Raw genomic sequence first — 24,820 nt, forward strand, 5'->3', positions numbered from 1 at the left:
CCGTATTCGTTCACTACACGAGCGCAGCAGAAAACGTACAAAGCTCCCGAGGGTCTCATCATTGAGCCAAGGCGACGCAAAAAAAGGCATTGTAGCGAATTAAGCCTTGCCGTTAATAGCTCGATGACATCACCCTACGATTCATTTGATTTGCGCATCCACGGATCGGCGACAAATACGCCTCGCAGCCCAGTCAGCTAGGGTATCAAAGCGCCCCGCATTGGCAAAAGGGTAGCATTCTGCCCTTCTTGCCTTTCGAATTCAAAACGTGTCGACCTCATCTGCCCATTCCGACCGAAGGCGTCAACCTCGTCAATTTTTGCAAGCCTTTCGATCAAGAAACCCGAGAGTTCAATGCACGCCATGTTGCAAGAACTCATTCGCTACCCTGCACAAGGCTTGATCTATCTTCTCTGGAGGTGACCACTCCAATATCCTGCAGGTTTGCTGAATATCGACCTGTAACGAGCCGCACAACCGTTGCGCTATCGCAGGACGGCACACGAGAAACGCCCCCAAACGCAACAGTGCTGGTGGAATCGCCACCAGCCGCGATTTCACACCCATGGCAGCGGCCATGCTCCGGAGCAATTGAGTGGTGCTCAAATCCTCGCCATCGCTGACTAAAAAGGTGTTGCCCGCTGCAGCGGGGTGAGCAATGCAGCGTTCAATCAGGTCCACCAAATTACCAATAGAGACCAGGCTTCGATTATTGCACAGCCCGCCCAATGGCAATGGCACTCCCTTGGCCACCCAGCGCATCATGCTATGGAAATTGGCCTTTACTCCCGGCCCGTATACCAGAGGGGGACGGATAATGACGATTTCCATCCCCAACTGCATACCTAGCTGTTGCAGCGCTATTTCGGCCTCCAGCTTTGAGACACCGTAAGGATCTACCGGAGCCGGCGTATCGTCAGGCATGAACCTCTCACCCCGCGGAGTACTCTCGCCGTTCACCTTAATCGAACTCAGGTAAATGAACCTCTTCACCCCCGCTTCTGCCGCCAACCTGGCAAGCCTTAAAGTCCCCTCCACATTGACCTTGCGAAATTCCGCCAGCGCATCCGTCACAGTCTCATGCATCACGTGCACTCTAGCTGCAGCGTGCACGACTACCTCGACGTCAGCGAGCGACGGCAAGGTGCCGAGTTCGACGATATCGAAGCGGACGACGGGACACAGCCCCTGTAGACGCGTCTCGCCGCGTACTGCGGCGATCGGCGTGAATTTCTTGTCCAGAAGCAGTCGAAATACCAGCGCCTCACCGACGAAACCGTTCGCCCCCGTCACAAGCACTTTGGGCTTTCTCATCCGTTCTTATTTCCAAAAACTGCAGCGGCCCAACAGACAAAAAAGAAAAAAAACTTGTCCCGAACACGACGCCGACACTTCCAGGCACTGAAAGACAATCCCATCAGATTTCGACGGCGAAGCCCCAGCCATGGTTTTATAAAGGGCTCACTCTGCAAACCGACCAGACAGGCTATGAGCTGCACCTGATGGAACCACCAGCCTTCATGAATCGTCTTGTAACGAACGACCAGGGAATTGAGACCCTTGTTCGCCCCCACCTGGTTACGCTCATGCTGTCGGTAATTCATTGAGGGGACAGGGTCGATGTACCAACGGTAGCCATGACTGCGCGCAAAGGCGTAGCAATACCAGTCGTGAAGGCTGACATCTTGCAACCGCTGCCAATTGGCAAGCATGTCGGTTTTCAGCGCACCTGCCATTTTGTTGCTCATGACATAAGTGCAGCCAGGCCCAGCCGCCTCGAACAGATAGTCCCAGGCGACCTGCGGCTGCGCCTTGTTAACTAGATGGGTATCGCCGTTCGGCCAGAATGCGGTGACGTTGCTCGAATAGGCGTCTATATGGCCTGCCTGGATGTGACGGGTTGCACGCAAGAGCTTGTCCGCGTGCCAGACATCGTCCTGATCGGCAAAAGCGACATAATCAAAACCCTGAAAGTCGACATCGCGAATCAGCCGAAAAAAGTTACGGGATGCACCGCCAAATTTACCTGCTGCCGGCAGAACAAAAACATTCGGGCGCCGAGCAGCAAAGGCGCAGCACCATTCTTCCGTACCATCACTGGAGGGATCAATACTGATAAACAATGTGACGTCAACAAGCGACTGCCCAAGAATCGAAGCCAACTGCTCCTCGATCCATTGCATGCCATTGAAGGCAGCCAGCAAAACCGCAACCTTGGGATGTTTTACTGGCATGCCTTTCCTACTTGAACCGATTGAGCGCTACCGTTCGAAAAATGCTATTTCGAATCAGTTAGAGGGCGCGTCCAGGAGCTTCTGCAGGTACTGGCCGTAACCCGTCTTTTTCAGGGCTTTAGCCTGTGCAGCCAGTTGCTCGGGAGTGATCCAGCCGTTGTGATAGGCAATCTCTTCAAGGCAGGCGACTTTAAGGCCCTGTCGCTGTTCAATGGTATGTACAAAATGACTGGCTTCCAGCAGGGAATCATGAGTCCCGGTATCGAGCCAGGCAAAGCCACGGCCCAACATTTCGACGTTGAGATTCTTGCGCTCAAGATAGGCCCGGTTCACGTCCGTGATTTCCAACTCACCACGCTCGGAAGGCTTGATGTTCTTGGCGATCTCAACCACTTCGTTGTCGTAGAAGTAGAGACCGGTCACCGCATAGTTCGACTTGGGCTTGAGGGGTTTCTCCTCAATACTCAAGGCCCGACCGTCTTTGTCAAATTCGACGACACCAAAACGCTCCGGATCGGATACGTGATAGCCGAATACGGTAGCCCCTTTCGTTTGCGAACTGGCGGAACGCAAATTGTCGGAGAAATGTTGACCATAAAAAATATTGTCGCCAAGAATCAAACAGCAAGGATCACTGCCGATAAATTCCTCACCGATGATGAAGGCCTGTGCCAGACCATCCGGACTAGGCTGCTCGGCATAGGTCAGCTTGATCCCATAAAGGCTGCCATCGCCAAGCAGCTTGCGAAATAACGGCAAGTCTTCAGGGGTGGAGATGATCAGAATCTCTCGCATACCCGCCAGCATCAGCACCGACAGCGGATAAAAGATCATCGGCTTGTCGTAGATCGGCAACATCTGTTTGGATACGCCAAGAGTCAGCGGGTGCAGGCGCGTGCCCGAGCCGCCAGCGAGGATGATGCCTTTACGATTTGTCGTGGTCATTTGTTCAGAACTTCCCTAAGCATTCGGGTTACGCCACTTTGCCAATCCGGCAAGTGTAGAGAAAAATTGTCGCGCAGCTTCTGAGTATTCAGGCGTGAATTCAGAGGCCGCCGCGCAGGTGTCGGGTAAGCGGTGGTATCGATCGGGCTGACAGTCTTGACGGCGAGCTGCTCGCCATTGTCTTGCGCGAATGCGATCACATGGCTTGCATAGCCATGCCAGGACACTTCGCCGCTGGCTGCCAAGTGATACAAGCCCGACAACTCGGGACGCTGCATGGCCTGACGGACGGCCAGCGCAGTCACGTCGGCAATCAGGTCGGCGCCCGTCGGTGCGCCGATCTGGTCGGTGATGACGTTGAGCGTGTCGCGGTCGGTCGCCAGCCGCAGCATGGTCTTGGCAAAGTTGTTGCCGCGTGCGCCATAGACCCAGCTTGTGCGAAAGATCAGGTGCTTGCAGCCTGACGCACTGATGGCTTGCTCGCCCGCCAGCTTGCTCACACCGTAGTGATTCACCGGAGCAACGGCGTCAGTCTCCTGCCAGGGCGCAGAGCCTTGGCCGCTGAAAACATAATCGGTCGAGTAGTGAATCAGCCAGGCACCCAGCGTCGCGGCTTCCTCGGCCATGAGCTGGCTGGCGTCACCGTTCACACGACTGGCCAGTTCCGTCTCGGACTCAGCCTTGTCGACCGCCGTGTAGGCTGCTGCGTTGACAATGACGTCTGGCTTGATTTGCCGGATGGTTGCGCGCAACGCATCCAGATCGGACAAATCGCCGCACAATCCATCAACCGCATGACGATCAAGCGCAATCAGTTCGCCCAGCGGCGCAAGAGAGCGCTGGAGCTCCCAACCTACCTGACCGTTTTTGCCCAGCAGGAGAATTTTCATGCCTTGTTCGAGCGATCTGCGTAGTTCTGGTCGATCCACTGCTGGTAGCTACCGCTTTTGACGTGTTCTACCCATTCAGTGTTAGTGAGGTACCACTCGACGGTTTTGCGAATACCGGTTTCGAAGGTTTCTTCCGGCGTCCAGCCCAACTCACGCTGGATTTTGCTCGCGTCGATGGCATAACGCTGGTCGTGACCCGGACGATCCTGAACATAAGTGATCAGGCTGGCATGCGGACGGTGAGCAGAATCAGGACGCAGTTCATCAAGCAGCGCGCACAGTGTGTGCACGACTTCGATGTTTTGCTTCTCGTTGTGGCCACCGATGTTGTAGGTCTCGCCGATGACGCCCTCGGTCACGACTTTGTACAACGCGCGGGCGTGATCTTCGACATACAGCCAGTCACGAACCTGATTGCCTTTGCCATAGACTGGCAGCGGCTTGCCTTCCAGCGCGTTGAGAATGATCAGCGGGATCAATTTCTCAGGGAAGTGGCAAGGGCCGTAATTGTTCGAGCAGTTGGTCACCAGAGTCGGCAGACCGTAAGTACGGGCCCAGGCGCGAACCAAGTGATCGGAACTTGCCTTGCTGGCCGAGTACGGTGAGCTTGGCTGATAAGGCGTGGTTTCGGTGAAGAGATCTTCCGGGCCTTCAAGGTCGCCGTAAACTTCGTCGGTCGAAATATGGTGAAAACGGAAAGCGGCTTTGCGGGTGTCATCCAGCGCCGACCAGTACTGGCGGGCGGCTTCCAGCAGGGTATACGTACCGATGATATTGGTCTGGATAAACTCGGACGGACCGGTGATCGAGCGATCGACGTGGGATTCTGCGGCCAGATGCATGATCGCATCCGGTTGGTGTTCACGCAGTACGCGATCAATTTCGTTACGGTCGCAGATGTCGACGCGCTCAAACACATAGCGCGAATCGCTGCTGACTTCAGCCAGCGACTCCAGGTTACCGGCGTACGTCAACTTGTCGACGTTGATCACTGCGTCTGAAGTATTGGAGATGATGTGACGAATGACTGCCGAACCAATAAAACCTGCGCCGCCGGTTACTAGAATTTTCACGCGAAACCATACCCTTGAGTTGCTGACAGGGCCGTCGAGCGAGCGCTGTCTAATCCATGAATGCAAAAGCCATCATTTCAGCTGTGGCTTCTGACGATGTCAGTCTGAACCGATCTGGGAATCTGCCAGTATCGGATAAGCGCAGCATTTTACAGCTTAATGAACGTTTTACTAATGGATATAGACAAGCAGTGGCCAAAGTCTGGATCGCGGTTTGCTTTACGCCGATGTCAGACTAGGCGCTTGCGGTTAGCTCTGGACGTACGTCCCAGAAACCAGCCAAGAACCGGCCCGATCAACATACCGATCAGCAATGCCAGCACGAGAACCACCGACACCGGAAGTTGCGGCCCCGCCCAACCAAGAAACAGCAATGAAACCGATTGCTGGTTCTCCAGAACGAAGGTGAGCACTGCCATTACCAGCACCAGAATAAGCACGGCCAACAGGATGCGTTTTAGATTACGCATGCGCAGTCCCTTTGAATACGGTGACAATCAAACCCCCTCCTCCTCTTCTTCGTTCACCCGATCTCGCAGTTCCTTTCCAGGCTTGAAATGCGGAACGAACTTGCCGTCGAGACTGACGGACTGACCGGTTTTCGGATTGCGACCTACGCGCGGCGCGCGATAGTGCAGGGAGAAGCTGCCAAAACCACGGATCTCGATGCGATCACCAGTGGCCAGACATTGGGACATTTGCTCAAGCATGGTCTTGATGGCCAGCTCCACATCTTTGGATGAGAGCAGCCCTTGATGGGTGACAATTCGTTCGATCAACTCCGACTTCGTCATATTTTTCCCTTCTTTTTCAAGCAGCTAGATCAGCGCTTGAAAGGTTTTAGCACGCCCGGAAGAATTTGAACAGCCCAGGGATTGACATATCTTCTTCGTCGTCGGAGCGCCCTTTTTCAGGGCAGCACAACGTTTGGATATTTGCCCTCTCAACGACAAATCACCAACATGTTGCGAGTGAGATAACCGGCCGGATTGAAACCGAATGGAAAATCATCCTCCTCCTTGGCGTCATCGGATCGCACTACAACCTTGTAACCCGCCCCTTTGCATTCTTTCGCGGCACGCTTCTGGCATTTTTCCCAGCCAGAGCCCAAACCTGAACAATCGACCTCGATACCACTTACACCGCGTACCGCATGGGTTTTGGCGCTGGTGGTACACCCTGCCAACAGCATTACTGCGATCAGGACGATAAACTTGTTCATTCACTTCCTTATGCCAGGCGCACTGCCCGACTACTGCGATCTTCAGCCTAAGCCTAGTCGCGAATAGACATTTGTTCCGACTAAAGAACAGACAGTCCAGCGAAGTGATTGGTTTCATTCGTAATCCGAGCAAGCCATGCATGGCATAAGCACCAAATCGCAGGCAATAAAAAAGGGCGACCTAAGTCGCCCTTTTTACAGCCCAATCAGAACTTAGTTCTGTTTGGCCGCCATTGCCTGGCGCAGAAGGCCAGCCATGGTGGTGTCAGCTGCGCCTTCAGCTTCCGGAGCTTGTTTCAGGCTCTGGATAGCTTCTTTCTCTTCAGCATCATCTTTCGACTTGATGGAGAGTTGGATTACGCGGCTCTTGCGATCAACGCTGATGATCTTGGCTTCTACTTCCTGGCCTTCTTTCAGAACGTTGCGCGCGTCTTCAACGCGGTCACGGCTGATTTCGGAGGCTTTCAGAGTCGCTTCGATATCGTCGGCCAGAACGATGATGGCGCCTTTGGCGTCAACTTCTTTCACGGTGCCAGTAACGATTGCGCCTTTGTCGTTAACCGAGACGTACTCGGAGAACGGATCGCTTTCCAGTTGCTTGATACCCAGGGAGATACGCTCGCGCTCTGGGTCAACCGACAGGATAACGGTGTCCAGCTCGTCGCCCTTCTTGAAGCGGCGAACGGCTTCTTCGCCCACTTCGTTCCAGGAGATGTCGGACAGGTGAACCAGACCGTCGATGCCGCCGTCCAGACCAATGAAGATACCGAAATCGGTGATCGACTTGATGGTGCCGGAGATTTTATCGCCCTTGTTGAACTGGCCAGAGAAATCTTCCCACGGGTTAGATTTGCACTGCTTGATGCCCAGGGAGATACGACGACGCTCTTCGTCGATGTCCAGAACCATAACTTCCACTTCGTCGCCGACTTGTACGACTTTCGAAGGGTGGATGTTCTTGTTGGTCCAGTCCATTTCCGAAACGTGTACCAGACCTTCAACGCCTTCTTCCAGCTCAGCGAAGCAGCCGTAGTCGGTCAGGTTGGTTACACGAGCGGTAACGCGAGTGCTTTCTGGGTAACGGGCTTTGATAGCAACCCATGGATCTTCGCCCAGTTGCTTCAGGCCCAGGGAAACACGATTGCGTTCGCGATCGTACTTCAGAACCTTAACGTCGATTTCGTCGCCAACATTAACGATCTCGGAAGGATGCTTGATGCGCTTCCAGGCCATGTCGGTGATGTGCAGCAGGCCGTCCACGCCACCCAGATCGACGAATGCGCCGTAATCGGTGAGGTTTTTGACGATACCTTTGACTTGCTGGCCTTCCTGCAGGGATTCCAGCAGAGCTTCACGCTCGGCGGAGTTCTCGGCTTCCAGGACACTGCGACGGGAAACGACAACGTTGTTGCGCTTCTGGTCCAGCTTGATGACCTTGAATTCCAGCTCTTTGCCTTCCAGGTGCGTGGTGTCGCGCACTGGACGGACGTCAACCAGGGAACCTGGCAGGAACGCACGGATGCCGTTAACGTCGACAGTGAAGCCGCCTTTAACCTTACCGTTGATAACGCCCTTGACCACTTCCTCAGCTGCGAAGGCTGCTTCCAGAACGATCCAGCACTCAGCGCGCTTGGCTTTCTCACGGGACAGCTTGGTTTCACCAAAGCCATCTTCAACCGAGTCCAGAGCAACGTGAACTTCGTCACCGACATTGATAGTCAGATCGCCAGCATCGTTGTAGAACTGTTCCAGCGGGATCAGAGCTTCAGACTTCAGACCAGCGTGAACGGTTACCCAACGAGCCTGGTAATCGATATCAACGATAACACCGGTGATGATGGAGCCTGCCTGAAGGTTCAGGGTTTTTAGGCTTTCTTCAAAGAGTTCCGCAAAGCTTTCGCTCATTTTAATTCCTGAGTATAAGGGCGAAGAATACGCCCATCTCCACATCCCAGACGACGTGGGTTACGTTCATTTAAAGAGGCAGCGCAGGACTATGACTGGTCCCCTGCGTCGCTTCTTGGTCACCCGGCGATATCGCGGAGTGCGATCTCGCTCATGATGCGTGCAAGCACCTGATCGATGGACAACTCCGTGGAATCCAGCTGTATGGCATCAGCCGCCGGCTTGAGCGGGGCTACTGCGCGCTGGGTATCACGCTCATCGCGTGCACGGATCTCATCTAGCAGACTCGACAGACTAACACCCTCGACTTTGCCCTTCAACTGCAAATATCGGCGGCGCGCTCGCTCCTCGGCACTGGCGGTGAGGAAAATCTTCAGCGGCGCACCTGGAAAAACCACGGTACCCATGTCACGACCATCAGCCACCAGGCCCGGCGCTTCCTGAAAAGCACGCTGACGCTGCAGCAGCGCCTCACGCACAGCGGGCAATGCAGCCACTTGCGAGGCCCCCGAACCGACGGTCTCGGTGCGAATCACATCGCTGACCTCATCACCTTCCAGAATGATCCGCTGCAGCTGACCTTCGGTCGCCGCGATGAACTGAACATCCAGATGAGCGGCAAGTTTTTTCAGCAGCTCTTCATTGGTCAGATCGACACCATGGTTATGCGCAGCGAATGCCAGCAGGCGATACAGCGCACCGGAATCCAGCAGATTCCAGCCCAGACGCTTGGCCAGAATCCCGGCTATCGTGCCTTTGCCCGAACCGCTTGGCCCATCAATGGTGATGACCGGTGCAATGTTGTTCACGACTGAGCCTCTTGTGCCACACGAATGCCGACCTGCGCGCACAGCGCGAGGAAGTTCGGGAACGACGTCGCGACGTTGGCACAATCATGGATGCGGACCGGCGCAGTGGCGCGCAGCGAAGCCACGCTGAATGCCATGGCAATCCGGTGATCGCCGTGACCATGCACTTCACCGCCGCCGATCTGCCCGCCATCAATGATGATGCCGTCCGGAGTCGGCTCGCACTTGACGCCCAGCGCCAGCAAACCGTCGGCCATGACCTGGATGCGATCCGATTCCTTGACCCGCAGCTCTTCGGCGCCAGTCAAAACGGTACGGCCCTCGGCGCAAGCAGCCGCCACGAACAGCACCGGGAATTCGTCGATAGCCAGCGGAACCAGTGCTTCCGGGATTTCGATACCTTTGAGTTTAGCTGCCCGCACGCGCAGGTCGGCTACAGGCTCGCCGCCGACTTCACGCTGGTTTTCCAGCGTGATGTCAGCGCCCATCAGACGCAGAATGTCGATTACGCCAGTACGGGTTGGATTGATGCCGACATGCTCAAGAACCAGCTCCGAACCTTCGGCAATCGATGCGGCCACGAGGAAGAACGCCGACGAAGAGATATCGCCCGGTACTTCGATGTGGGTTGCGGTCAGTTTGCTACCGGACTCGACCGATGCCGTCGCGCCATCGACGCTGACCGGGTAGCCGAAGCCGCGCAGCATGCGCTCGGTGTGATCGCGAGTTGGTGCAGGCTCGGTGACGGTGGTCTTGCCTTCGGCGTACAGACCGGCGAGCAGCAGGCAGGATTTAACCTGGGCGCTAGCCATCGGCATGGTGTAGGTCAGACCCTTGAGCTTGTGCCCGCCACGAATGACCATCGGCGGACGACCTTCGGCGGCGGTCTCGATCACGGCGCCCATTTCGCGCAGCGGATTGGCCACACGATTCATCGGACGCTTGGACAGCGAAGCATCGCCGGTCAAAGTGCTGTCGAAGTTCTGCGCGGCGAGCAGGCCGGAAAGCAGACGCATCGAAGTACCGGAGTTGCCCAGATAGATCGGGCCCGGCGCAGGCTTCAGACCATGCAGGCCGACACCGTGAATGGTCACGCGGCCGTGGTGCGGGCCTTCGATGACCACGCCCATGTCGCGGAACGCCTGCAAGGTTGCCAGAGCGTCTTCGCCCTCAAGGAAACCTTCGACTTCGGTGACGCCCTCAGCGAGGGAACCGAGCATGATCGAACGGTGGGAAATCGATTTGTCACCCGGTACGCGAATCCGACCGGAGAGGCGTCCACCAGGTTGAGCCAGGAAAATCAGATCGTTGGAATTCATAGCGTCCACATAGGCCCGGCGGGCCAGGATTTTACTGAAATGCTCGCGGGCAACCCGGGCGCGCGTGAAGACGCCCAACAATTGGTGCCCATCCCCTGCATCGACCGCGTCGCGCAAGGCGTCGAGGTCGCTGCGAAATGTATCAAGTGTGCGCAGGACAGCCTCGCGGTTGGCGAGAAAGATGTCGTGCCACATGACCGGGTCGCTTCCGGCGATTCTTGTGAAATCGCGAAAACCGCCCGCAGCGTACCGGAAGATCTCAAGGTTTTCATTGCGCTTGGCCAACGAATCGACCAGACCGAATGCCAGCAGGTGCGGCAAATGACTGGTCGCAGCCAGCACTTCGTCGTGACGCTCGACCTGCATGTGTTCGACATCGGCACCCAGTTCGCGCCACAAGCGGTCAATCACCGCCAGTGCCTGCGGATCGGTTTGCGCCAGCGGCGTGAGGATCACTTTGTGCCGACGGAACAGTTCGGCGTTCGAGGCTTCCACCCCGCTCTGCTCGGAGCCGGCAATCGGATGACCCGGCACGAAGCGCGCCGGCATGCCGCCGAACGCTTCAGTTGCTGCGCGCACCACATTGCCCTTGGCGCTGCCGACGTCAGTCAGAATCGCCGACCCCAGATCCATGCTCGCCAACCGCGCCAGCACTTTCTCCATGGCCAGGATCGGCACCGCCAGTTGAATCACGTCCGCGCCCTGGCAAGCAGCCACCAGATCTTCTTCGCAACGGTCAACCACACCCAACTCGACCGCCAGCTTGCGCGATTGCGGATCGAGATCGACGCCGACCACTTCGCGGCACACGCCGCTTTCACGCAAGCCTTTGGCAAACGAACCACCGATCAATCCCAGACCGACCACTACAAGGCGACCGATCATAGGTGCAGCAGATTGCAGTGCAGTGACATCAACCACGGGCCAGAACCTTGCGCAGCGCTTCAAGGAAGCGGCTGTTTTCCGCTGGCAGACCAATGGTCACTCGCAGGTGGTTCGGCATGCCGTAGTTGGCCACCGGACGCACGATTACGCCTTCGCGCAGCAAGCCCTGGAATACCGGAGCTGCAACCTGAGCGAGATCGACGCAGATGAAATTGCCTTTGGATTCGATCCAGCCCAGCCCCAACTCACGGAAACCTGCTTGCAACTGCTGCATGCCGGCTTCGTTGAGCGCACGGCTTTGCGCCAGATATTCTTCGTCCTTCAACGCCGCACACGCCGCAGCCAGAGCCAGGCTGTTGACGTTGAATGGCTGACGAACGCGGTTCAGCACATCGGCGACCACTGGAGTCGACAAGCCATAACCGACGCGCAATGCTGCCAGGCCATAGGCCTTGGAGAAAGTGCGCGAGACCAGTAGGTTCGGATAGGCCGCGAGGAAATCCAGACCGTCCGGCAGATCACTGCCTTCGGCGTATTCGATATAGGCCTCATCGAGCACTACCAACACATGCTCAGGCACGTCTTGCAGGAAATCGTCCAGCGCTTCAGCGCCGAACCAGGTGCCGGTCGGGTTGTTCGGGTTGGCGATGAACACCACGCGGGTGTTGGCGTCGATAGCCGCCAGCATCGCCGGTAGGTCATGCCCCCAATCCTTGGCCGGAACCACTTTGGCCTGCGCGCCGACAGCTTGCGTGGCGATCGGATAGACCGCGAACGCGTGCTCGCTGAACACCGCATTCAGACCCGGCGCCAGGTAGGCACGCGCGACCAACTCGAGAATATCGTTAGAGCCGTTGCCCAGCGTCACTTGATTGAGTTCGACGCGGCACTGTTCGGCCAGCAACGACTTCAGCGCGAAGCCATTGCCGTCCGGATAACGGGTCAGCTCGGCCAACTCATTACGGATCGCCTCAAGCGCCTTCGGGCTGGCGCCCAGCGGATTTTCGTTGCTCGCCAGTTTGACGATGCTCGCCGGATCCAGATCCAGCTCGCGCGCCAGTTCGTCCACAGGCTTGCCCGGAACGTATGGCGAAAGTTGTTGCACGCCCGGCTGTGCCAGAGCGAGGAAGTTGCCACTCATTTGCTACTGCCCCTTAGAGAACTGCTTTCGGGTAAGAACCCAGCACTTTGAGTGCCACTGCTTCCTGACTGATCTTCTCCAGCACACCCTTGATCAGCGGATCACGGTGGTGGCCGACGAAGTCGATGAAGAACACATAGGTCCATTTGCCGCTGCGCGACGGACGGGTTTCGATCCGGGTCAGGTCGATGCCGTTGTCATGGAACGGCACCAGCAGCTCATGCAGCGCACCGGGCTTGTTGCTCATGGAGACGATGATCGAGGTCTTGTCGTCGCCAGTCGGCGGCACTTCCTGGTTACCGATCATCAGGAAGCGCGTCGAGTTGTCCGGGCGATCTTCGATCTTTTCGGCCAGACGCGTCAGGCCATACAGACCGGCCGCCATGTCGCCGGCAATCGCCGCCGAATTCCACTCACCCTTGACCCGCTTGGCCGCTTCGGCGTTGCTCGAGACCGCCACGCGCTCGACATTCGGGTAATGCGCGTCCAGCCATTTGCGGCACTGGGCCAGCGACTGCGCGTGGGAATAGATGCGGCTGATGCTGTCGGTCTTGGTGTTCTCGCCAACCAACAGGTGATGGTGGATGCGCAGCTCGACTTCGCCGCAGATCACCATGTCGTGCTCGAGGAAGCTGTCGAGGGTGTGGTTGACCGCGCCCTCGGTGGAGTTTTCCACCGGCACCACGCCAAAATTCACCGCACCGGCAGCCACTTCACGGAACACTTCATCGATCGCCGCCATCGGCTTGCTGATCACCGCGTGGCCGAAATGCTTCATGGCCGCCGCTTGCGTGAAGGTACCTTCGGGACCGAGATAAGCCACTTTCAGCGGCTGCTCCAGCGCCAGGCACGAGGACATGATTTCGCGGAACAACCGCGCCATTTCTTCGTTGCCCAGCGGCCCCTGATTACGCTCCATCACGCGCTTGAGCACCTGAGCTTCACGCTCGGGGCGATAGAACACCGGCACTTCGCCTTCGGCCAGCGAGGCCATCTTGACGCGCGCGACTTCCTGGGCGCAGCGCGCGCGCTCACTGATCAGCTCCATGACCTTGGTGTCCAGAGCGTCAATGCGTACGCGCAGCGCCTTGAGTTCTTGCTCAGACATTAGCCGTGTTCCTTCTCGAACTCTGCCATGTACGCCACCAGCGCATTGACGGCGGTGATGTCGACGGCGTTATAGATAGAAGCGCGCATGCCGCCCACGGAGCGGTGGCCCTTGAGGTTGAGCAGACCGCGCTCTTCGGCACCGACCAGGAACGGCTTGTCCAGACGATCATCCGCCAGACGGAACGGCACGTTCATCCACGAGCGATCCGACTTGTTGATCGGGTTGCTGTAGAGGCCGCTCGCGTCGATGAAGTCATACAGCGTGCGCTGCTTCACTTCGTTGAGCCTGCCGATGGCTGCAACGCCGCCCTGCTCTTTCAGCCACTGGAATACCAGACCGGACAGGTACCAAGCCAGGGTTGGTGGCGTGTTGTACATCGAGCCGTTATCCGCTGCGACTTTATAGTCGAGCATGGTCGGGCAGAACGAGCGCGCCTTGCCCAGCAGATCTTCGCGGATGATATTGACCACGATGCCGCTCGGGCCGATGTTCTTCTGCGCGCCGGCGTAGATCATGCCGAAACGCGAGATGTCGACCGGACGCGAGAGGATGTCCGAAGACATGTCAGCCACCAGCGGCACGTCACCGGTTTCCGGGATCCACTGGAATTCCAGGCCGCCGATGGTCTCGTTCGGCGCGTAGTGAACGTAGGCCGCGTCTTTCGACAGGTTCCATTCGTTCTGGCCGGGAATGGCGAAATAGTCGTAAGGCTTGGCGGTGGCTGCCACATTGACGTGGCCGTAGCGCGAAGCTTCTTCGATGGCTTTCTGCGACCAGATACCGGTGTCGATATAGTCGGCGCTGGCGCCTTCAGGCAACAGGTTCAGTGGGATCTGCGCAAATTGCTGGCTGGCGCCACCTTGCAGAAACAGCACTTTGTAGTTCGACGGGATATCCAGCAGGTCACGCAGATCCTGCTCGGCCTGGGTCGCAATGGACACGAACTCATCGCTGCGATGGCTCATTTCCATGACCGACAGGCCCTTGCCGTGCCAGTCGAGCAATTCGCCCTGGGCGCGTTTGAGGACAGCTTCGGGAAGCGCCGCGGGACCGGCACAGAAGTTATAGGCTCGCTTGCTCACATCCAATCTCGCTCTGATCTGTTGGTAATCAACGCTGCTTCAAACAATTCATACGGGACAAACAACAAGGGGGCGAATTCTCATCCGCCCCCTGTTTGTCCGCTTATTCCTGCGGTTCTTCGTCAGCTGCGGCGTCGAGTTGCTGGTCCTCGGCAACGTCGTCGATCACGACGTCCGCACCGGTCACCAGCCCTTCTTCACCTTCAAGCTCTTCGCCTTCGACTTCCGATGGCTCCTGAACCCGCTCCAGCCCGACCAGGGTTTCATCAGTGGCCAGTTTGATCAGCGTCACGCCTTGGGTGTTACGACCCAGGCTCGACACTTCATCAACCCGGGTACGCACCAGCGTGCCCTGGTCGGAAATCAGCATGACTTCCTCGCCTTCCTGCACCTGGATCGCACCGACCAGCTTGCCGTTGCGGTCTTTGGTGACCATCGCGATCACACCCTGACCACCGCGACCGCGGCGTGGGAACTTGTTCAGCGCGGTGCGTTTGCCGAAACCACGCTCGGAAGCGGTCAGAATCTGCGCGCCCGACTCAGGAATCAGCATGGAGATCAGCTTCTGATCCTTGAGGATACGCATGCCGCGAATACCGCGAGCACCACGACCCATCTCACGCACGGCCGCTTCAGCGAAACGAATCACCTTGCCGGCGTCGGAGAACAGCATGATTTCTTTCGAGCCATCGGTGATGGCCGCCGCGATCAGCGTGTCGCCTTCTTTCAGCTTCAAGGCGATCAGGCCGTTGGAGCGCGGACGGGCGAAGCGTGCCAGCGGGGTCTTCTTGACGGTACCGGAAGCGGTGGCCATAAAGATGAACTCACCAGTCGGCTCAGCCACCAGCTCGGAGGTTTCGCCGTCGACTTCTTCAAGCTCGGCGGCTTCTTCAGCTTCAACCAGCTCACCTTCGATGATTGCATCGTCGGCATCATCTTCATCTTCGGCGCCAGCGCGTTTTTGCAGCGCTTCGAGATCTACCGGCAGCATCGCGGTGATGGTCTCGTCCTTGTCCAACGGCAACAGGTTGACCAGTGGACGACCACGTGCAGCGCGCGAGGCTTCAGGAATCTCGTAGGTCTTCAGCCAGTACACCTTGCCTTTGCTGGAGAACAGCAGCAGCGTGGTGTGGCTGTTGGCGACCAGCAGGTGAGCGATGTAGTCCTCATCCTTGACGCCGGTTGCCGATTTGCCTTTGCCGCCACGACGCTGAGCCTGGTACGCAGCCAATGGCTGGGTCTTGGCATAGCCACCGTTGGAAATGGTCACGACGCGCTCTTCTTCCGGGATCATGTCACCCAGGGTCAGATCGAGACGCGCATCGAGAATCTCGGTGCGGCGCACGTCGCCGTATTCGGCGCGGATCACTTCCAGTTCTTCGCGGATCACTTCCATCAGGCGCACGGCGCTATTGAGGATGCGGATCAGCTCGCCGATCTGATTGAGGATCTCTTGATACTCGGCCAGCAGCTTCTCGTGCTCCAGACCGGTCAGACGGTGCAGACGCAGTTCCAGAATGGCTTGCGCCTGTTCCGGCGACAGGAAGTACTTGCCTTCGCGCAGACCGTATTGCGGGTCCAGCGTCTCTGGACGGCAAGAGTCAGCACCGGCACGCTCAACCATCGCGACCACAGCGGAGGATTCCCACGCAGTCTTGATCAGCGCTTCCTTGGCTTCCGACGGCGTCGGCGAAGCCTTGATCAGGGCGATGACCGGGTCGATGTTCGACAGGGCAACCGCTTGACCTTCAAGGATGTGGCCACGTTCGCGGGCTTTACGCAGTTCGAACACGGTACGGCGGGTCACCACTTCGCGACGGTGACGTACGAAAGCTTCCAGCAGATCCTTGAGATTGAGAATCCGCGGACGGCCGTCGATCAGTGCCACGATGTTGATGCCGAACACGCTTTGCAGCTGGGTCTGGGCGTAGAGGTTGTTGAGGATCACCTCAGGCACTTCGCCGCGACGCAGCTCGATCACAACGCGCATACCGTCCTTGTCGGACTCGTCGCGCAGCTCGGTGATGCCTTCGAGCTTCTTCTCTTTGACCAGCTCGGCGATCTTCTCGATCAGACGCGCCTTGTTCAGCTGGTACGGCAGTTCGGTGATAACGATCTGCTGACGGCCACCGACCTTGTCGATGTCCTCGATGATCGAGCGGGCGCGCATATAAATGCGGCCACGGCCGGTACGGTAGGCCTCGATGATGCCGGCGCGACCGTTGATGATCGCGGCGGTCGGGAAGTCCGGACCGGGGATGTATTGCATCAGCTCATCGACAGTCAGCTCGGGATTGTCGATAAGCGCCAGGCAACCGTCGATGACTTCACCGAGGTTGTGCGGCGGGATGTTGGTCGCCATGCCCACGGCGATACCGCTGGAGCCGTTGACCAGCAGGTTGGGAATACGGGTCGGCATGACCGCCGGGATCATTTCGGTGCCGTCGTAGTTCGGCACCCAGTCCACGGTTTCTTTGTGCAGGTCGGCCAGCAGCTCGTGCGCCAGCTTGGTCATACGCACTTCGGTGTATCGCATGGCCGCGGCGTTGTCGCCGTCCACCGAACCGAAGTTGCCCTGACCGTCAACCAGCAAGTAACGCAGCGAGAATGGCTGCGCCATGCGGACGATGGTGTCGTACACCGCAGTATCACCGTGCGGGTGATACTTACCGATCACGTCACCGACAACACGGGCAGATTTCTTGTACGGCTTGTTGTAGTCGTTGCCCAGCTCGCTCATCGCGAACAGCACGCGACGGTGCACGGGCTTCAAGCCATCGCGCGCATCCGGCAGTGCACGGCCCACGATTACGCTCATTGCGTAGTCGAGGTAGGACTGTTTCAGCTCGTCTTCGATATTGACCGGGAGGATTTCTTTGGCCAGTTCGCCCATGAGAAGCCTGATTCCTTTTTCTGGTGAAACCTCGTCATATCCATAGGGATCACGAAGCTCGTCGATGCAGGCCGAGTGCCACGCGCCGACTTACGACAAATCAACAAGTTGAACCCTGGATTTGCGCAGTGAAGACAACCCCGTGGGACTGCCTCGGAAAACGCCCGATGCTACCACAAACGCCGCCACGCACCTATCCCCCACAAGCGCATGGAGCATAGTTAGTTGGCCGGTATTCGTCTGAAAGGGGGACGAGAGAGGCTTAGAGACTCTGCGAATGCACAAATCTGGTTTGGTTTAGAGATGTTTATTGACTTTTAGGGCCTCATCGCTGGCAAGCCAGCTCCCACAGGATTTGCGGTACTCACGAATCGTGTGGGAGCTGGCTTGCCAGCGATGGCGTCCTTTCAGGCGCCAATGGCAATCAATGCAGGCGCTTGCGGCACATCAGCTGCGCCATCTTCGCCGTATCCGGGCGCTCGACGATGCCTTTCTCGGTAACGATCGCATCGATCAGATCCGCCGGGGTCACGTCGAACACCGGGTTGAACGCCTCGACATCCGCCCCGACACGCTTGCCGCCGACTTCGAGCAATTCGGCACCGTCACGTTCTTCGATCGGAATGTCATCGCCGCTGGCCAGGTTCATGTCGATGGTCGAACTCGGCGCCACCACCATGAAGCGCACGCCGTGGTGCATGGCGTTGACCGCCAGTTGATAGGTACCGATCTTGTTCGCCACATCGCCATTGGCAGTGATGCGGTCGGCGCCGACGATCACCCAGGTCACGCCTTTGGTTTTCATGATGTGCGCGGCGGCGGAGTCAGCGTTGAGGGTCACCGGAATGCCTTCATTAGCCAATTCCCAAGCAGTAAGGCGCGAGCCTTGCAGCCACGGCCGGGTTTCGTCGGCGTAGACACGCTCGACCATGCCTTCCAGAAAAGCCGCACGAATCACGCCCAGCGCCGTGCCGAAACCGCCGGTGGCCAAAGCGCCGGTGTTGCAGTGGGTGAGAATCGCCTGAGCATTGCCCTGATGCTTGCGGATCAAGTCGACGCCGAGCTGGGCCATGGTCAGGTTGGCCTCGCGATCACTTTCATGAATCGCGATGGCTTCGGCTTCCAGCGCCGCCAGCGGATCGGCGTTTTGTTTCAGGCGATCGAGCCGGTCGTGCATGCGCCCCAGCGCCCAGAACAGGTTGACGGCGGTCGGGCGGGAGTCGGCCAGCAGCGCGAAATCCTCTTCCAGCGCCGCGTACCAGTCGCCACCTTCAGCAACCCGAGCACGCGCGGCGAGCACGATGCCATAGGCCGCGCTGATGCCGATGGCCGGCGCGCCGCGCACGACCATCGAGCGAATCGCTTCGGCCACGCCAGCGGCGCTGGTGTAGGCGATCCAGTTTTCCTCGAACGGCAAAACACGCTGATCCAGCAGGTAGAGCGCGCCATCGCGCCAATCGATGGCCTTAACTTTCTCCGCAGCCAACAGTCGATCGCGCATCCCACACCCCGCACTCATGAACAAAAGCCGCCGATTATAGCGATCCCCCCGCGAAGACGCTCGGGTATACTTCGCCATCCTTTACAAAAGCACTGGAACCGCCCCTCGATGCCGAAACCTGCCATTGCGCTCGACTTATTATTGCTGCCGACCTGGCTGGTACCCGTCGAACCCGCAGGCGTGGTGCTCAAGGAGCATGGTCTGGGCATCCGCGACGGTCGCATTGTGTTTATCGGCCCGCGTGCCGAAGCGCTGAAGTGTAACGCCACCGAAGTACGCGAACTGCCGGACGTGCTGCTGGCCCCTGGCCTGATCAACGCTCACGGCCACGCGGCCATGACACTGTTCCGCGGTCTGGCTGACGATCTGCCGTTGATGACCTGGCTGGAAAAGCACATCTGGCCGGCCGAGGCCAAGTGGGTCGATGAAAATTTCGTGCGCGACGGCACCGACCTCGCGATTGCCGAGCAGATAAAAGGTGGCATCACCTGCTTCTCGGACATGTATTTCTTCCCCAAGGTTGCCAGCGAGCGCGTGCACAACAGCGGCATCCGCGCGCAGATCGCGATTCCGATCCTCGATTTCCCGATCCCCGGCGCCAGCAGCGCCGATGAAGCCATTCGCCAGGGCGTCGAACTGTTCGGCGATCTCAAGCACCACGAGCGGATCAAGATCACTTTCGGCCCTCACGCACCCTACACCGTGGGCGATGAGAACCTGGAGAAAATCCGCGTGATCGCCGAGGAACTGGACGCCGCGATCCACATGCACGTCCACGAGACTGCATTCGAAGTGCAGCAAGCCGTCGAGCAAACCGGCGAGCGCCCACTGGCGCGCCTCGGCCGTCTGGGCTTGCTCGGGCCGCGTTTCCAGGCCGTGCACATGACCCAGATCAGCGATGAAGACCTGGCGTTGCTGGTAGAAAGCAACACCAATGTGATCCATTGCCCGGAATCCAACCTGAAACTGGCCAGCGGCTTCTGCCCGGTCGAGCGTCTGTGGCAGGCTGGCGTCAACGTCGCGGTCGGCACCGATGGCGCGGCGAGCAACAATGATCTCGATCTGCTCGGCGAAACCCGCACCGCCGCGCTGCTGGCCAAGGCCGTCGCCGGCTCGGCCACCGCCCTCGACGCCCACCGCGCGTTGCGCATGGCTACGTTGAACGGTGCGCGGGCGCTGGGGATCGAAGCTGAAACCGGCTCGCTGGAAATCGGCAAAGCTGCCGACATCGTGGCTTTTGACCTGTCCGGGCTGGCGCAGCAACCGGTGTACGACCCGGTTTCGCAACTGATCTACGCCACTGGCCGCGACTGCGTGAAACACCTGTGGGTCGCCGGCAAACAATTGCTCGACGATCGTCGCCTGACGCGCATGGACGAACAACAGCTCGGCGCCACCGCCAGAGCCTGGGGCCAGCGCATCAGCGGCCACACCGAATCGTAAACACTGCGGAGCAAACTCCGCAGCTACAGCCTTTTTCAAGTTTTAGAGGATTGCACCATGAGCAACGTCGACCACGCCGAAATCGCCAAATTCGAAGCCCTGGCCCATCGCTGGTGGGACCGTGAAAGCGAATTCAAACCGCTGCACGACATCAACCCGCTGCGCGTCAACTGGATCGACGAACGGGTCAATCTGGCCGGCAAGAAGGTGCTCGACGTCGGTTGCGGCGGCGGCATCCTCAGCGAAGCCATGGCCCAGCGCGGCGCGACCGTGATGGGCATCGACATGGGCGAAGCGCCGCTGGCGGTCGCGCAATTGCATCAGCTCGAATCCGGCGTCAGCGTCGAATACCGCCAAATCACTGCCGAAGATCTCGCTGAAGAAATGCCTGAGCAGTTCGACGTCGTGACCTGCCTGGAAATGCTCGAGCACGTACCCGATCCATCCTCGGTGATCCGCGCCTGTTTCCGCATGGTCAAGCCTGGCGGCCAAGTGTTCTTCTCGACCATCAACCGCAACCCGAAGGCGTATCTGTTCGCCATTGTCGGCGCCGAATACATCATGAAGCTGCTGCCGCGCGGCACTCACGACTTCAAGAAATTCATCCGCCCGTCAGAGCTCGGCGCGTGGAGCCGTATGGCTGGCCTGACCGTCAAGGACATCATCGGTTTGACCTACAACCCGCTGACCAAGCACTACAAGCTGGCGGCGGACGTTGACGTCAACTACATGATCCAGACCCTGCGCGAGGAATAAACCGATGGCCATCAGAGCAGTCCTTTTCGACATGGACGGCACCCTGCTCGACACCGCGCCGGACTTCATCGCAATTTGCCAGGCGATGCGCGCGGACCGTGGTTTGCCGCCGATCAACGACAAGCACATTCGCGACGAGATCTCCGGTGGCGCCAAAGCCATGGTCGCGGTGACCTTCTCGATGGACCCGGAATCGCCGGGCTTCGAGGAGCTGCGCCTGGAGTTTCTCGAGCGCTACGTCGTCGGCTGCGCGGTGCACAGCAAGCTGTTCGACGGCATGGGCGAACTGCTGGCCGACATCGAGAAAGCCAATCTGATCTGGGGCGTGGTCACCAACAAACCGCTGCGTTTTGCCGAGCCGATCATGCAACAACTGGGGCTGGCCGAGCGCTCGGCGCTGCTGATTTGCCCGGATCATGTGAAAAACAGCAAGCCGGATCCTGAACCATTGATCCTTGCGTGCAAGATGCTTGATCTGGATCCGGCGACGGTTCTGTTTGTGGGCGATGATCTGCGCGATATCGAGTCCGGCCGCGATGCCGGGACCAAGACCTGCGCGGTGACCTATGGCTACATTCACCCGGACGACAACCCAAGGCATTGGGGCGCGGACGTGGTGGTGGATCATCCGCTGGAATTGCGCAAAGTCCTCGATAACGCGCTCTGCAGCTGCTGACCGAAATCAAAATGGATTTGTGTAGAGGTTTTTATGTTTGATTATTCCGCTCGTCCCGAATTGCTCAAGGATCGGGTCATTCTGGTCACCGGTGCCGGTCGTGGCATTGGTGCGGCTGCGGCGAAAACCTACGCTGCGCATGGTGCGACCGTGCTGCTGCTGGGCAAGACCGAAGCCAACCTGTCGCAGGTCTACGACGAAATCGAAGCCGCCGGCCATCCGCAACCCGCGGTGATCCCGTTCAATCTGGAAACCGCCCTGCCCCATCAATACGATGAACTGGCAGCGATGATCGAAACCGAGTTCGGCCACCTCGACGGCCTGCTGCACAACGCATCGATCATCGGCCCGCGCACGCCGATCGAACAGCTGTCCGGCGAAAACTTCATGCGCGTCATGCAGGTCAACGTCAACGCGATGTTCATGCTGACCAGCACGCTGCTGCCACTGCTCAAGCTGTCGCAGGACGCTTCGGTGGTGTTCACCTCCAGCAGCGTCGGACGCAAGGGTCGCGCGTACTGGGGCGCCTATGGCGTTTCCAAGTTCGCCACCGAAGGGCTGATGCAAACGCTGGCTGACGAGGTCGAGACCGTCGCGCCGGTGCGCTCCAACAGCATCAACCCTGGCGCGACTCGCACCAGCATGCGTGCCCAGGCGTATCCGGGGGAAAACCCGCTGAACAACCCGACGCCGGAAGAGATCATGCCGGTCTATCTATACCTCATGGGTCCAGACAGTACCGGCATCAACGGCCAGGCTTTCAACGCCCAGTAGTGCCATACGTCGCATTTGTTGCCGTGGCGGTTTCCCGTCGCGGCATACATTTGCCGCTATCAGCCGAGCTAATTCAGTCAAATAACCAGCGTCGCATCTCGCCAACAACCTTCAAGCCATTGATTCAAAACGGTTTTAATAAACATGAACCGAATGGCATGACTTTCGCTCTAATTTCCCACGAAGCACGCCGTGTGAAGGCACTGGGGCATGACTTGATTCGATAGCTTACTAATCGACATCAGGCAGACTAAACTTACGCCATACGTCCTACGGGACTGATGGATCAGTATGACGCGCAGCCCATAGCCGCTCTCACCCAGCCTGTAAGACAGACTTACTGCTTAGGGGCTCACGCCATATGAAATCACCTTCCCAGACCAATGCAATTGACTTCGACAGTGCCAAATTGCAACGCCTGGGCTTCGGTCAGCAGCTTGCGCTTTTGCAACGCCCGGTCAGTCTGGCGCAACTGCGCCAACAACTGAGCTTGCAGCTGCAAACCAGTCTTGAGCCGCAACGGATCCTCGGTCTGTTTTTTCGCGAAATTCAACGCCTTGTGCCGCTTGATGCCTTGAGCTATGTGCATCAGGGCAGTGATTTGCGCCTGGAGCTCGGCACACGCGGTCATCACTCGCTCAGCTACAGCCTCAGCCATGAAGGCGAGCACATGGGCGAGCTGGTGTTCCGCCGCAATCAGCGATTCAGCGAGCAAGAACAAGGCAATCTCGAATCATTGCTGTCATCGCTGCTGTTCCCGATGCGCAATGCGCTGCTGTACCGCGCGGCGACTCAGAGCGCTTTGCGCGATCCGTTGACCGGCACCGGCAACCGCATCGCCATGGAGCAAACTCTGCAGCGCGAAATCGAGATGTCACGCCGGCATCAGCAACCGCTATCGCTGCTGATGCTCGATATCGACCATTTCAAACGGGTCAACGACAGTCACGGTCACAGCGCCGGCGACGATGTACTCAAAGCCGTGGCCGCGTCGATCAAGGGCCAGTTGCGCAATGTCGACATGGTGTTCCGTTACGGCGGCGAAGAGTTTTTGATTTTGCTGTCGAACACCAGCCGCGATGCCGCAGCGATGGTCGGCGAGCGCTTGCGCAGTGCCGCACAGGCTCAGGAATATTACGCCAATGATCAGTTGATCGAGCTGACCGTGAGCCTCGGCTGCTCGACGCTGCTGCCGGGCGAGTCGGCCGACAGTCTGTTGCGCCGCGCCGACAGTGCGCTGTATGTGGCCAAGCGCGAAGGCCGTAATCGCCTGGCGATGGCCGGTTAGATCCACACCAACCAAAACGGGAGCCTTGCGGCTCCCGTTTTTTTATCAGCTGAAATCAGCTTTCAACCAGCGCTCGGCGTTCGCGCCCGACCATTACTCGCTCCGACAACTCGAGCTGCATGCAACGCTCGAGAAACAGGAACATGTAGTCGTAGCTCTTGCACACGGCCTGACGCAGTTCCGCCTGCAATGCCCTGCTCGGGTTCATCCCGGCCAGCGTGCAGATGATTTCCAGCGCTTCCCAAGGATGCGCATCGTCGTACTGGGCGTGCATCTTCAGCCACTTCATCGCACGCTTTCGATCCTCTTCCGGGAACGCAGCAGCGTATACCCCGGTGGAACAGACCACCGCCGACCACTCCCCGGTCGCGCCCTCGATTGCATAGTTGGTCGCAGCGATTGCCACGATCAGCGAATCCGCCGAACTGGTGTGCCAGCACCAATGACTTAGCGCATGCAGTTCCGGTGGCACTTGTTGCGCCTGCAAGTCTTCGAGGCTCACGCCGTGCGCCCGACTCCAATGCACCCAGTAATCGGCGTGGTTGAGTTCGACGCGGATATTGCGCATCAACCAGCGCCGCGCCATGTCTTCGCCCGGATGCCGGGCAAACTTGGTTTTAGTCAGATTCTGCGCCATGTACAACGCGAATTGCTCAACGACGGGCCAGCCCCCGATCAGGTACTGGCGCATGGTTTTGGCGCTGAGCTTGTTATCACGCATGCGCAGATAAAGTTCATGTTCGACAACCCGGCGTTTGCTCTCGCTGCAATCCTGGATCAACTGTTGTGCCCAGGCGGGGTAACTTGCAGCTTCCATGAGTGGTCCGGTTCGGTTGAATGTGTCGATCACTGTTCGGCTCCTTTTGATTTGTG

At 58.3% G+C, this 24,820-nt stretch carries 22 protein-coding genes; 5 read left to right on the forward strand and 17 right to left on the reverse strand.

Annotated features, from left to right (window positions below):
* Positions 1–351: 351 nt before the first annotated feature.
* The 16 genes from ACOI8A_RS05050 to mtnA all read right to left on the reverse strand — a co-directional run bounded on the left by ACOI8A_RS05050 (position 352) and on the right by mtnA (position 19,010).
* Positions 352–1,314 (reverse strand): UDP-glucose 4-epimerase family protein, encoded by a 963-nt coding sequence (locus ACOI8A_RS05050; RefSeq protein WP_420646602.1) that lies wholly within the window; start codon positions 1,312–1,314, stop codon positions 352–354.
* A complete protein-coding gene (locus ACOI8A_RS05055) occupies positions 1,311–2,234 on the reverse strand; it encodes a glycosyltransferase (protein WP_420646601.1) in 924 nt (307 codons plus the stop codon). The genes ACOI8A_RS05050 and ACOI8A_RS05055 overlap by 4 nt, the downstream gene beginning before the upstream one ends.
* Positions 2,235–2,288: 54 nt before the next feature.
* Positions 2,289–3,179 (reverse strand): glucose-1-phosphate thymidylyltransferase RfbA, encoded by an 891-nt coding sequence (gene rfbA, locus ACOI8A_RS05060; RefSeq protein ID WP_420646600.1) that lies wholly within the window; start codon positions 3,177–3,179, stop codon positions 2,289–2,291.
* Positions 3,176–4,069 (reverse strand): dTDP-4-dehydrorhamnose reductase, encoded by an 894-nt coding sequence (gene rfbD / locus ACOI8A_RS05065; protein ID WP_420646688.1) that lies wholly within the window; start codon positions 4,067–4,069, stop codon positions 3,176–3,178. Before rfbD ends, rfbA begins: the two co-directional genes overlap by 4 nt.
* Complete coding sequence (gene rfbB / locus ACOI8A_RS05070; protein WP_420646599.1) at positions 4,066–5,142, reverse strand: dTDP-glucose 4,6-dehydratase; 1,077 nt, start codon at positions 5,140–5,142, stop codon at positions 4,066–4,068. Before rfbB ends, rfbD begins: the two co-directional genes overlap by 4 nt.
* Positions 5,143–5,372: 230 nt before the next feature.
* Positions 5,373–5,612, reverse strand: a complete 240-nt coding sequence (locus ACOI8A_RS05075; RefSeq protein ID WP_420646598.1) for a lipopolysaccharide assembly protein LapA domain-containing protein — start codon at positions 5,610–5,612, stop codon at positions 5,373–5,375.
* Positions 5,613–5,639: 27 nt separating this feature from the next.
* Positions 5,640–5,936 carry an integration host factor subunit beta gene (gene ihfB, locus ACOI8A_RS05080; protein ID WP_003189779.1) on the reverse strand — a complete coding sequence of 99 codons (297 nt, stop codon included), beginning with the start codon at positions 5,934–5,936 and terminating at the stop codon, positions 5,640–5,642.
* A gap of 149 nt (positions 5,937–6,085) precedes the next feature.
* Positions 6,086–6,364, reverse strand: a complete 279-nt coding sequence (locus ACOI8A_RS05085; protein WP_420646597.1) for a hypothetical protein — start codon at positions 6,362–6,364, stop codon at positions 6,086–6,088.
* A 213-nt stretch (positions 6,365–6,577) separates the two neighbouring features.
* Positions 6,578–8,269 (reverse strand): 30S ribosomal protein S1, encoded by a 1,692-nt coding sequence (rpsA, locus tag ACOI8A_RS05090; protein ID WP_420646596.1) that lies wholly within the window; start codon positions 8,267–8,269, stop codon positions 6,578–6,580.
* A 119-nt stretch (positions 8,270–8,388) separates the two neighbouring features.
* Positions 8,389–9,078: a (d)CMP kinase gene (cmk, locus tag ACOI8A_RS05095; protein ID WP_420646595.1), complete on the reverse strand. Its 690-nt coding sequence runs from the start codon at positions 9,076–9,078 to the stop codon at positions 8,389–8,391.
* On the reverse strand, positions 9,075–11,282 hold the full coding sequence (locus ACOI8A_RS05100) for a bifunctional prephenate dehydrogenase/3-phosphoshikimate 1-carboxyvinyltransferase (protein ID WP_420646687.1): 2,208 nt from the start codon (positions 11,280–11,282) through the stop codon (positions 9,075–9,077). Before ACOI8A_RS05100 ends, cmk begins: the two co-directional genes overlap by 4 nt.
* Positions 11,283–11,310: 28 nt before the next feature.
* On the reverse strand, positions 11,311–12,423 hold the full coding sequence (gene hisC / locus ACOI8A_RS05105) for a histidinol-phosphate transaminase (RefSeq protein ID WP_420646594.1): 1,113 nt from the start codon (positions 12,421–12,423) through the stop codon (positions 11,311–11,313).
* Positions 12,424–12,436: 13 nt separating this feature from the next.
* A complete protein-coding gene (pheA, locus tag ACOI8A_RS05110) occupies positions 12,437–13,531 on the reverse strand; it encodes a prephenate dehydratase (protein WP_007908404.1) in 1,095 nt (364 codons plus the stop codon).
* Positions 13,531–14,616, reverse strand: a complete 1,086-nt coding sequence (serC, locus tag ACOI8A_RS05115) for a 3-phosphoserine/phosphohydroxythreonine transaminase (RefSeq protein ID WP_420646593.1) — start codon at positions 14,614–14,616, stop codon at positions 13,531–13,533. The genes pheA and serC overlap by 1 nt, the downstream gene beginning before the upstream one ends.
* 103 nt (positions 14,617–14,719) lie before the next feature.
* Positions 14,720–17,509, reverse strand: a complete 2,790-nt coding sequence (gyrA, locus tag ACOI8A_RS05120; RefSeq protein ID WP_420646592.1) for a DNA gyrase subunit A — start codon at positions 17,507–17,509, stop codon at positions 14,720–14,722.
* A 424-nt stretch (positions 17,510–17,933) separates the two neighbouring features.
* A complete protein-coding gene (gene mtnA / locus ACOI8A_RS05125; protein WP_420646591.1) occupies positions 17,934–19,010 on the reverse strand; it encodes an S-methyl-5-thioribose-1-phosphate isomerase in 1,077 nt (358 codons plus the stop codon).
* 108 nt (positions 19,011–19,118) lie between these two features.
* Here mtnA and ACOI8A_RS05130 point away from each other — a divergent pair, with 108 nt between their 5' ends.
* The 5 genes from ACOI8A_RS05130 to ACOI8A_RS05150 all read left to right on the forward strand — a co-directional run bounded on the left by ACOI8A_RS05130 (position 19,119) and on the right by ACOI8A_RS05150 (position 23,947).
* A complete protein-coding gene (locus ACOI8A_RS05130) occupies positions 19,119–20,453 on the forward strand; it encodes a TRZ/ATZ family hydrolase (RefSeq protein ID WP_420646590.1) in 1,335 nt (444 codons plus the stop codon).
* A 57-nt stretch (positions 20,454–20,510) separates the two neighbouring features.
* Positions 20,511–21,209, forward strand: a complete 699-nt coding sequence (gene ubiG, locus ACOI8A_RS05135) for a bifunctional 2-polyprenyl-6-hydroxyphenol methylase/3-demethylubiquinol 3-O-methyltransferase UbiG (protein ID WP_420646589.1) — start codon at positions 20,511–20,513, stop codon at positions 21,207–21,209.
* Between the two features lie 4 nt (positions 21,210–21,213).
* Positions 21,214–21,885, forward strand: coding sequence for an N-acetylmuramic acid 6-phosphate phosphatase MupP (gene mupP, locus ACOI8A_RS05140; RefSeq protein ID WP_420646588.1), 672 nt, complete (start codon positions 21,214–21,216; stop codon positions 21,883–21,885).
* Between the two features lie 33 nt (positions 21,886–21,918).
* Positions 21,919–22,659 (forward strand): YciK family oxidoreductase, encoded by a 741-nt coding sequence (locus ACOI8A_RS05145; protein WP_420646587.1) that lies wholly within the window; start codon positions 21,919–21,921, stop codon positions 22,657–22,659.
* A 361-nt stretch (positions 22,660–23,020) separates the two neighbouring features.
* A complete protein-coding gene (locus tag ACOI8A_RS05150) occupies positions 23,021–23,947 on the forward strand; it encodes a GGDEF domain-containing protein (protein ID WP_420646586.1) in 927 nt (308 codons plus the stop codon).
* Positions 23,948–24,002: 55 nt separating this feature from the next.
* On the opposite strand, the gene ACOI8A_RS05155 is transcribed toward ACOI8A_RS05150, so the two are convergent.
* Positions 24,003–24,797: a TenA family transcriptional regulator gene (locus ACOI8A_RS05155; RefSeq protein ID WP_420646585.1), complete on the reverse strand. Its 795-nt coding sequence runs from the start codon at positions 24,795–24,797 to the stop codon at positions 24,003–24,005.
* Positions 24,798–24,820 lie beyond the last annotated feature (23 nt).

This window comes from Pseudomonas sp. P4795, assembly GCF_048822895.1.
In the GTDB taxonomy this organism is placed as follows: Bacteria; Pseudomonadota; Gammaproteobacteria; order Pseudomonadales; family Pseudomonadaceae; genus Aquipseudomonas.

What these genes read in the sequence shown, in the direction of transcription:
- rpsA (WP_420646596.1), bottom strand. Translation starts at nt 8,269, where the DNA reads ATGAGCGAAAGCTTTGCGGAACTCTTTGAAGAAAGCCTAAAAACCCTG.
- ACOI8A_RS05100 (WP_420646687.1), bottom strand. Translation starts at nt 11,282, where the DNA reads ATGATCGGTCGCCTTGTAGTGGTCGGTCTGGGATTGATCGGTGGTTCG.
- gyrA (WP_420646592.1), bottom strand. Translation starts at nt 17,509, where the DNA reads ATGGGCGAACTGGCCAAAGAAATCCTCCCGGTCAATATCGAAGACGAG.
- mtnA (WP_420646591.1), bottom strand. Translation starts at nt 19,010, where the DNA reads ATGCGCGATCGACTGTTGGCTGCGGAGAAAGTTAAGGCCATCGATTGG.
- pheA (WP_007908404.1), bottom strand. Translation starts at nt 13,531, where the DNA reads ATGTCTGAGCAAGAACTCAAGGCGCTGCGCGTACGCATTGACGCTCTG.
- hisC (WP_420646594.1), bottom strand. Translation starts at nt 12,423, where the DNA reads ATGAGTGGCAACTTCCTCGCTCTGGCACAGCCGGGCGTGCAACAACTT.
- ACOI8A_RS05130 (WP_420646590.1), top strand. Translation starts at nt 19,119, where the DNA reads ATGCCGAAACCTGCCATTGCGCTCGACTTATTATTGCTGCCGACCTGG.
- rfbD (WP_420646688.1), bottom strand. Translation starts at nt 4,069, where the DNA reads ATGAAAATTCTCCTGCTGGGCAAAAACGGTCAGGTAGGTTGGGAGCTC.
- ACOI8A_RS05050 (WP_420646602.1), bottom strand. Translation starts at nt 1,314, where the DNA reads ATGAGAAAGCCCAAAGTGCTTGTGACGGGGGCGAACGGTTTCGTCGGT.
- rfbA (WP_420646600.1), bottom strand. Translation starts at nt 3,179, where the DNA reads ATGACCACGACAAATCGTAAAGGCATCATCCTCGCTGGCGGCTCGGGC.
- ACOI8A_RS05145 (WP_420646587.1), top strand. Translation starts at nt 21,919, where the DNA reads ATGTTTGATTATTCCGCTCGTCCCGAATTGCTCAAGGATCGGGTCATT.
- ihfB (WP_003189779.1), bottom strand. Translation starts at nt 5,936, where the DNA reads ATGACGAAGTCGGAGTTGATCGAACGAATTGTCACCCATCAAGGGCTG.
- mupP (WP_420646588.1), top strand. Translation starts at nt 21,214, where the DNA reads ATGGCCATCAGAGCAGTCCTTTTCGACATGGACGGCACCCTGCTCGAC.
- ACOI8A_RS05075 (WP_420646598.1), bottom strand. Translation starts at nt 5,612, where the DNA reads ATGCGTAATCTAAAACGCATCCTGTTGGCCGTGCTTATTCTGGTGCTG.
- ubiG (WP_420646589.1), top strand. Translation starts at nt 20,511, where the DNA reads ATGAGCAACGTCGACCACGCCGAAATCGCCAAATTCGAAGCCCTGGCC.
- ACOI8A_RS05085 (WP_420646597.1), bottom strand. Translation starts at nt 6,364, where the DNA reads ATGAACAAGTTTATCGTCCTGATCGCAGTAATGCTGTTGGCAGGGTGT.
- ACOI8A_RS05150 (WP_420646586.1), top strand. Translation starts at nt 23,021, where the DNA reads ATGAAATCACCTTCCCAGACCAATGCAATTGACTTCGACAGTGCCAAA.
- ACOI8A_RS05055 (WP_420646601.1), bottom strand. Translation starts at nt 2,234, where the DNA reads ATGCCAGTAAAACATCCCAAGGTTGCGGTTTTGCTGGCTGCCTTCAAT.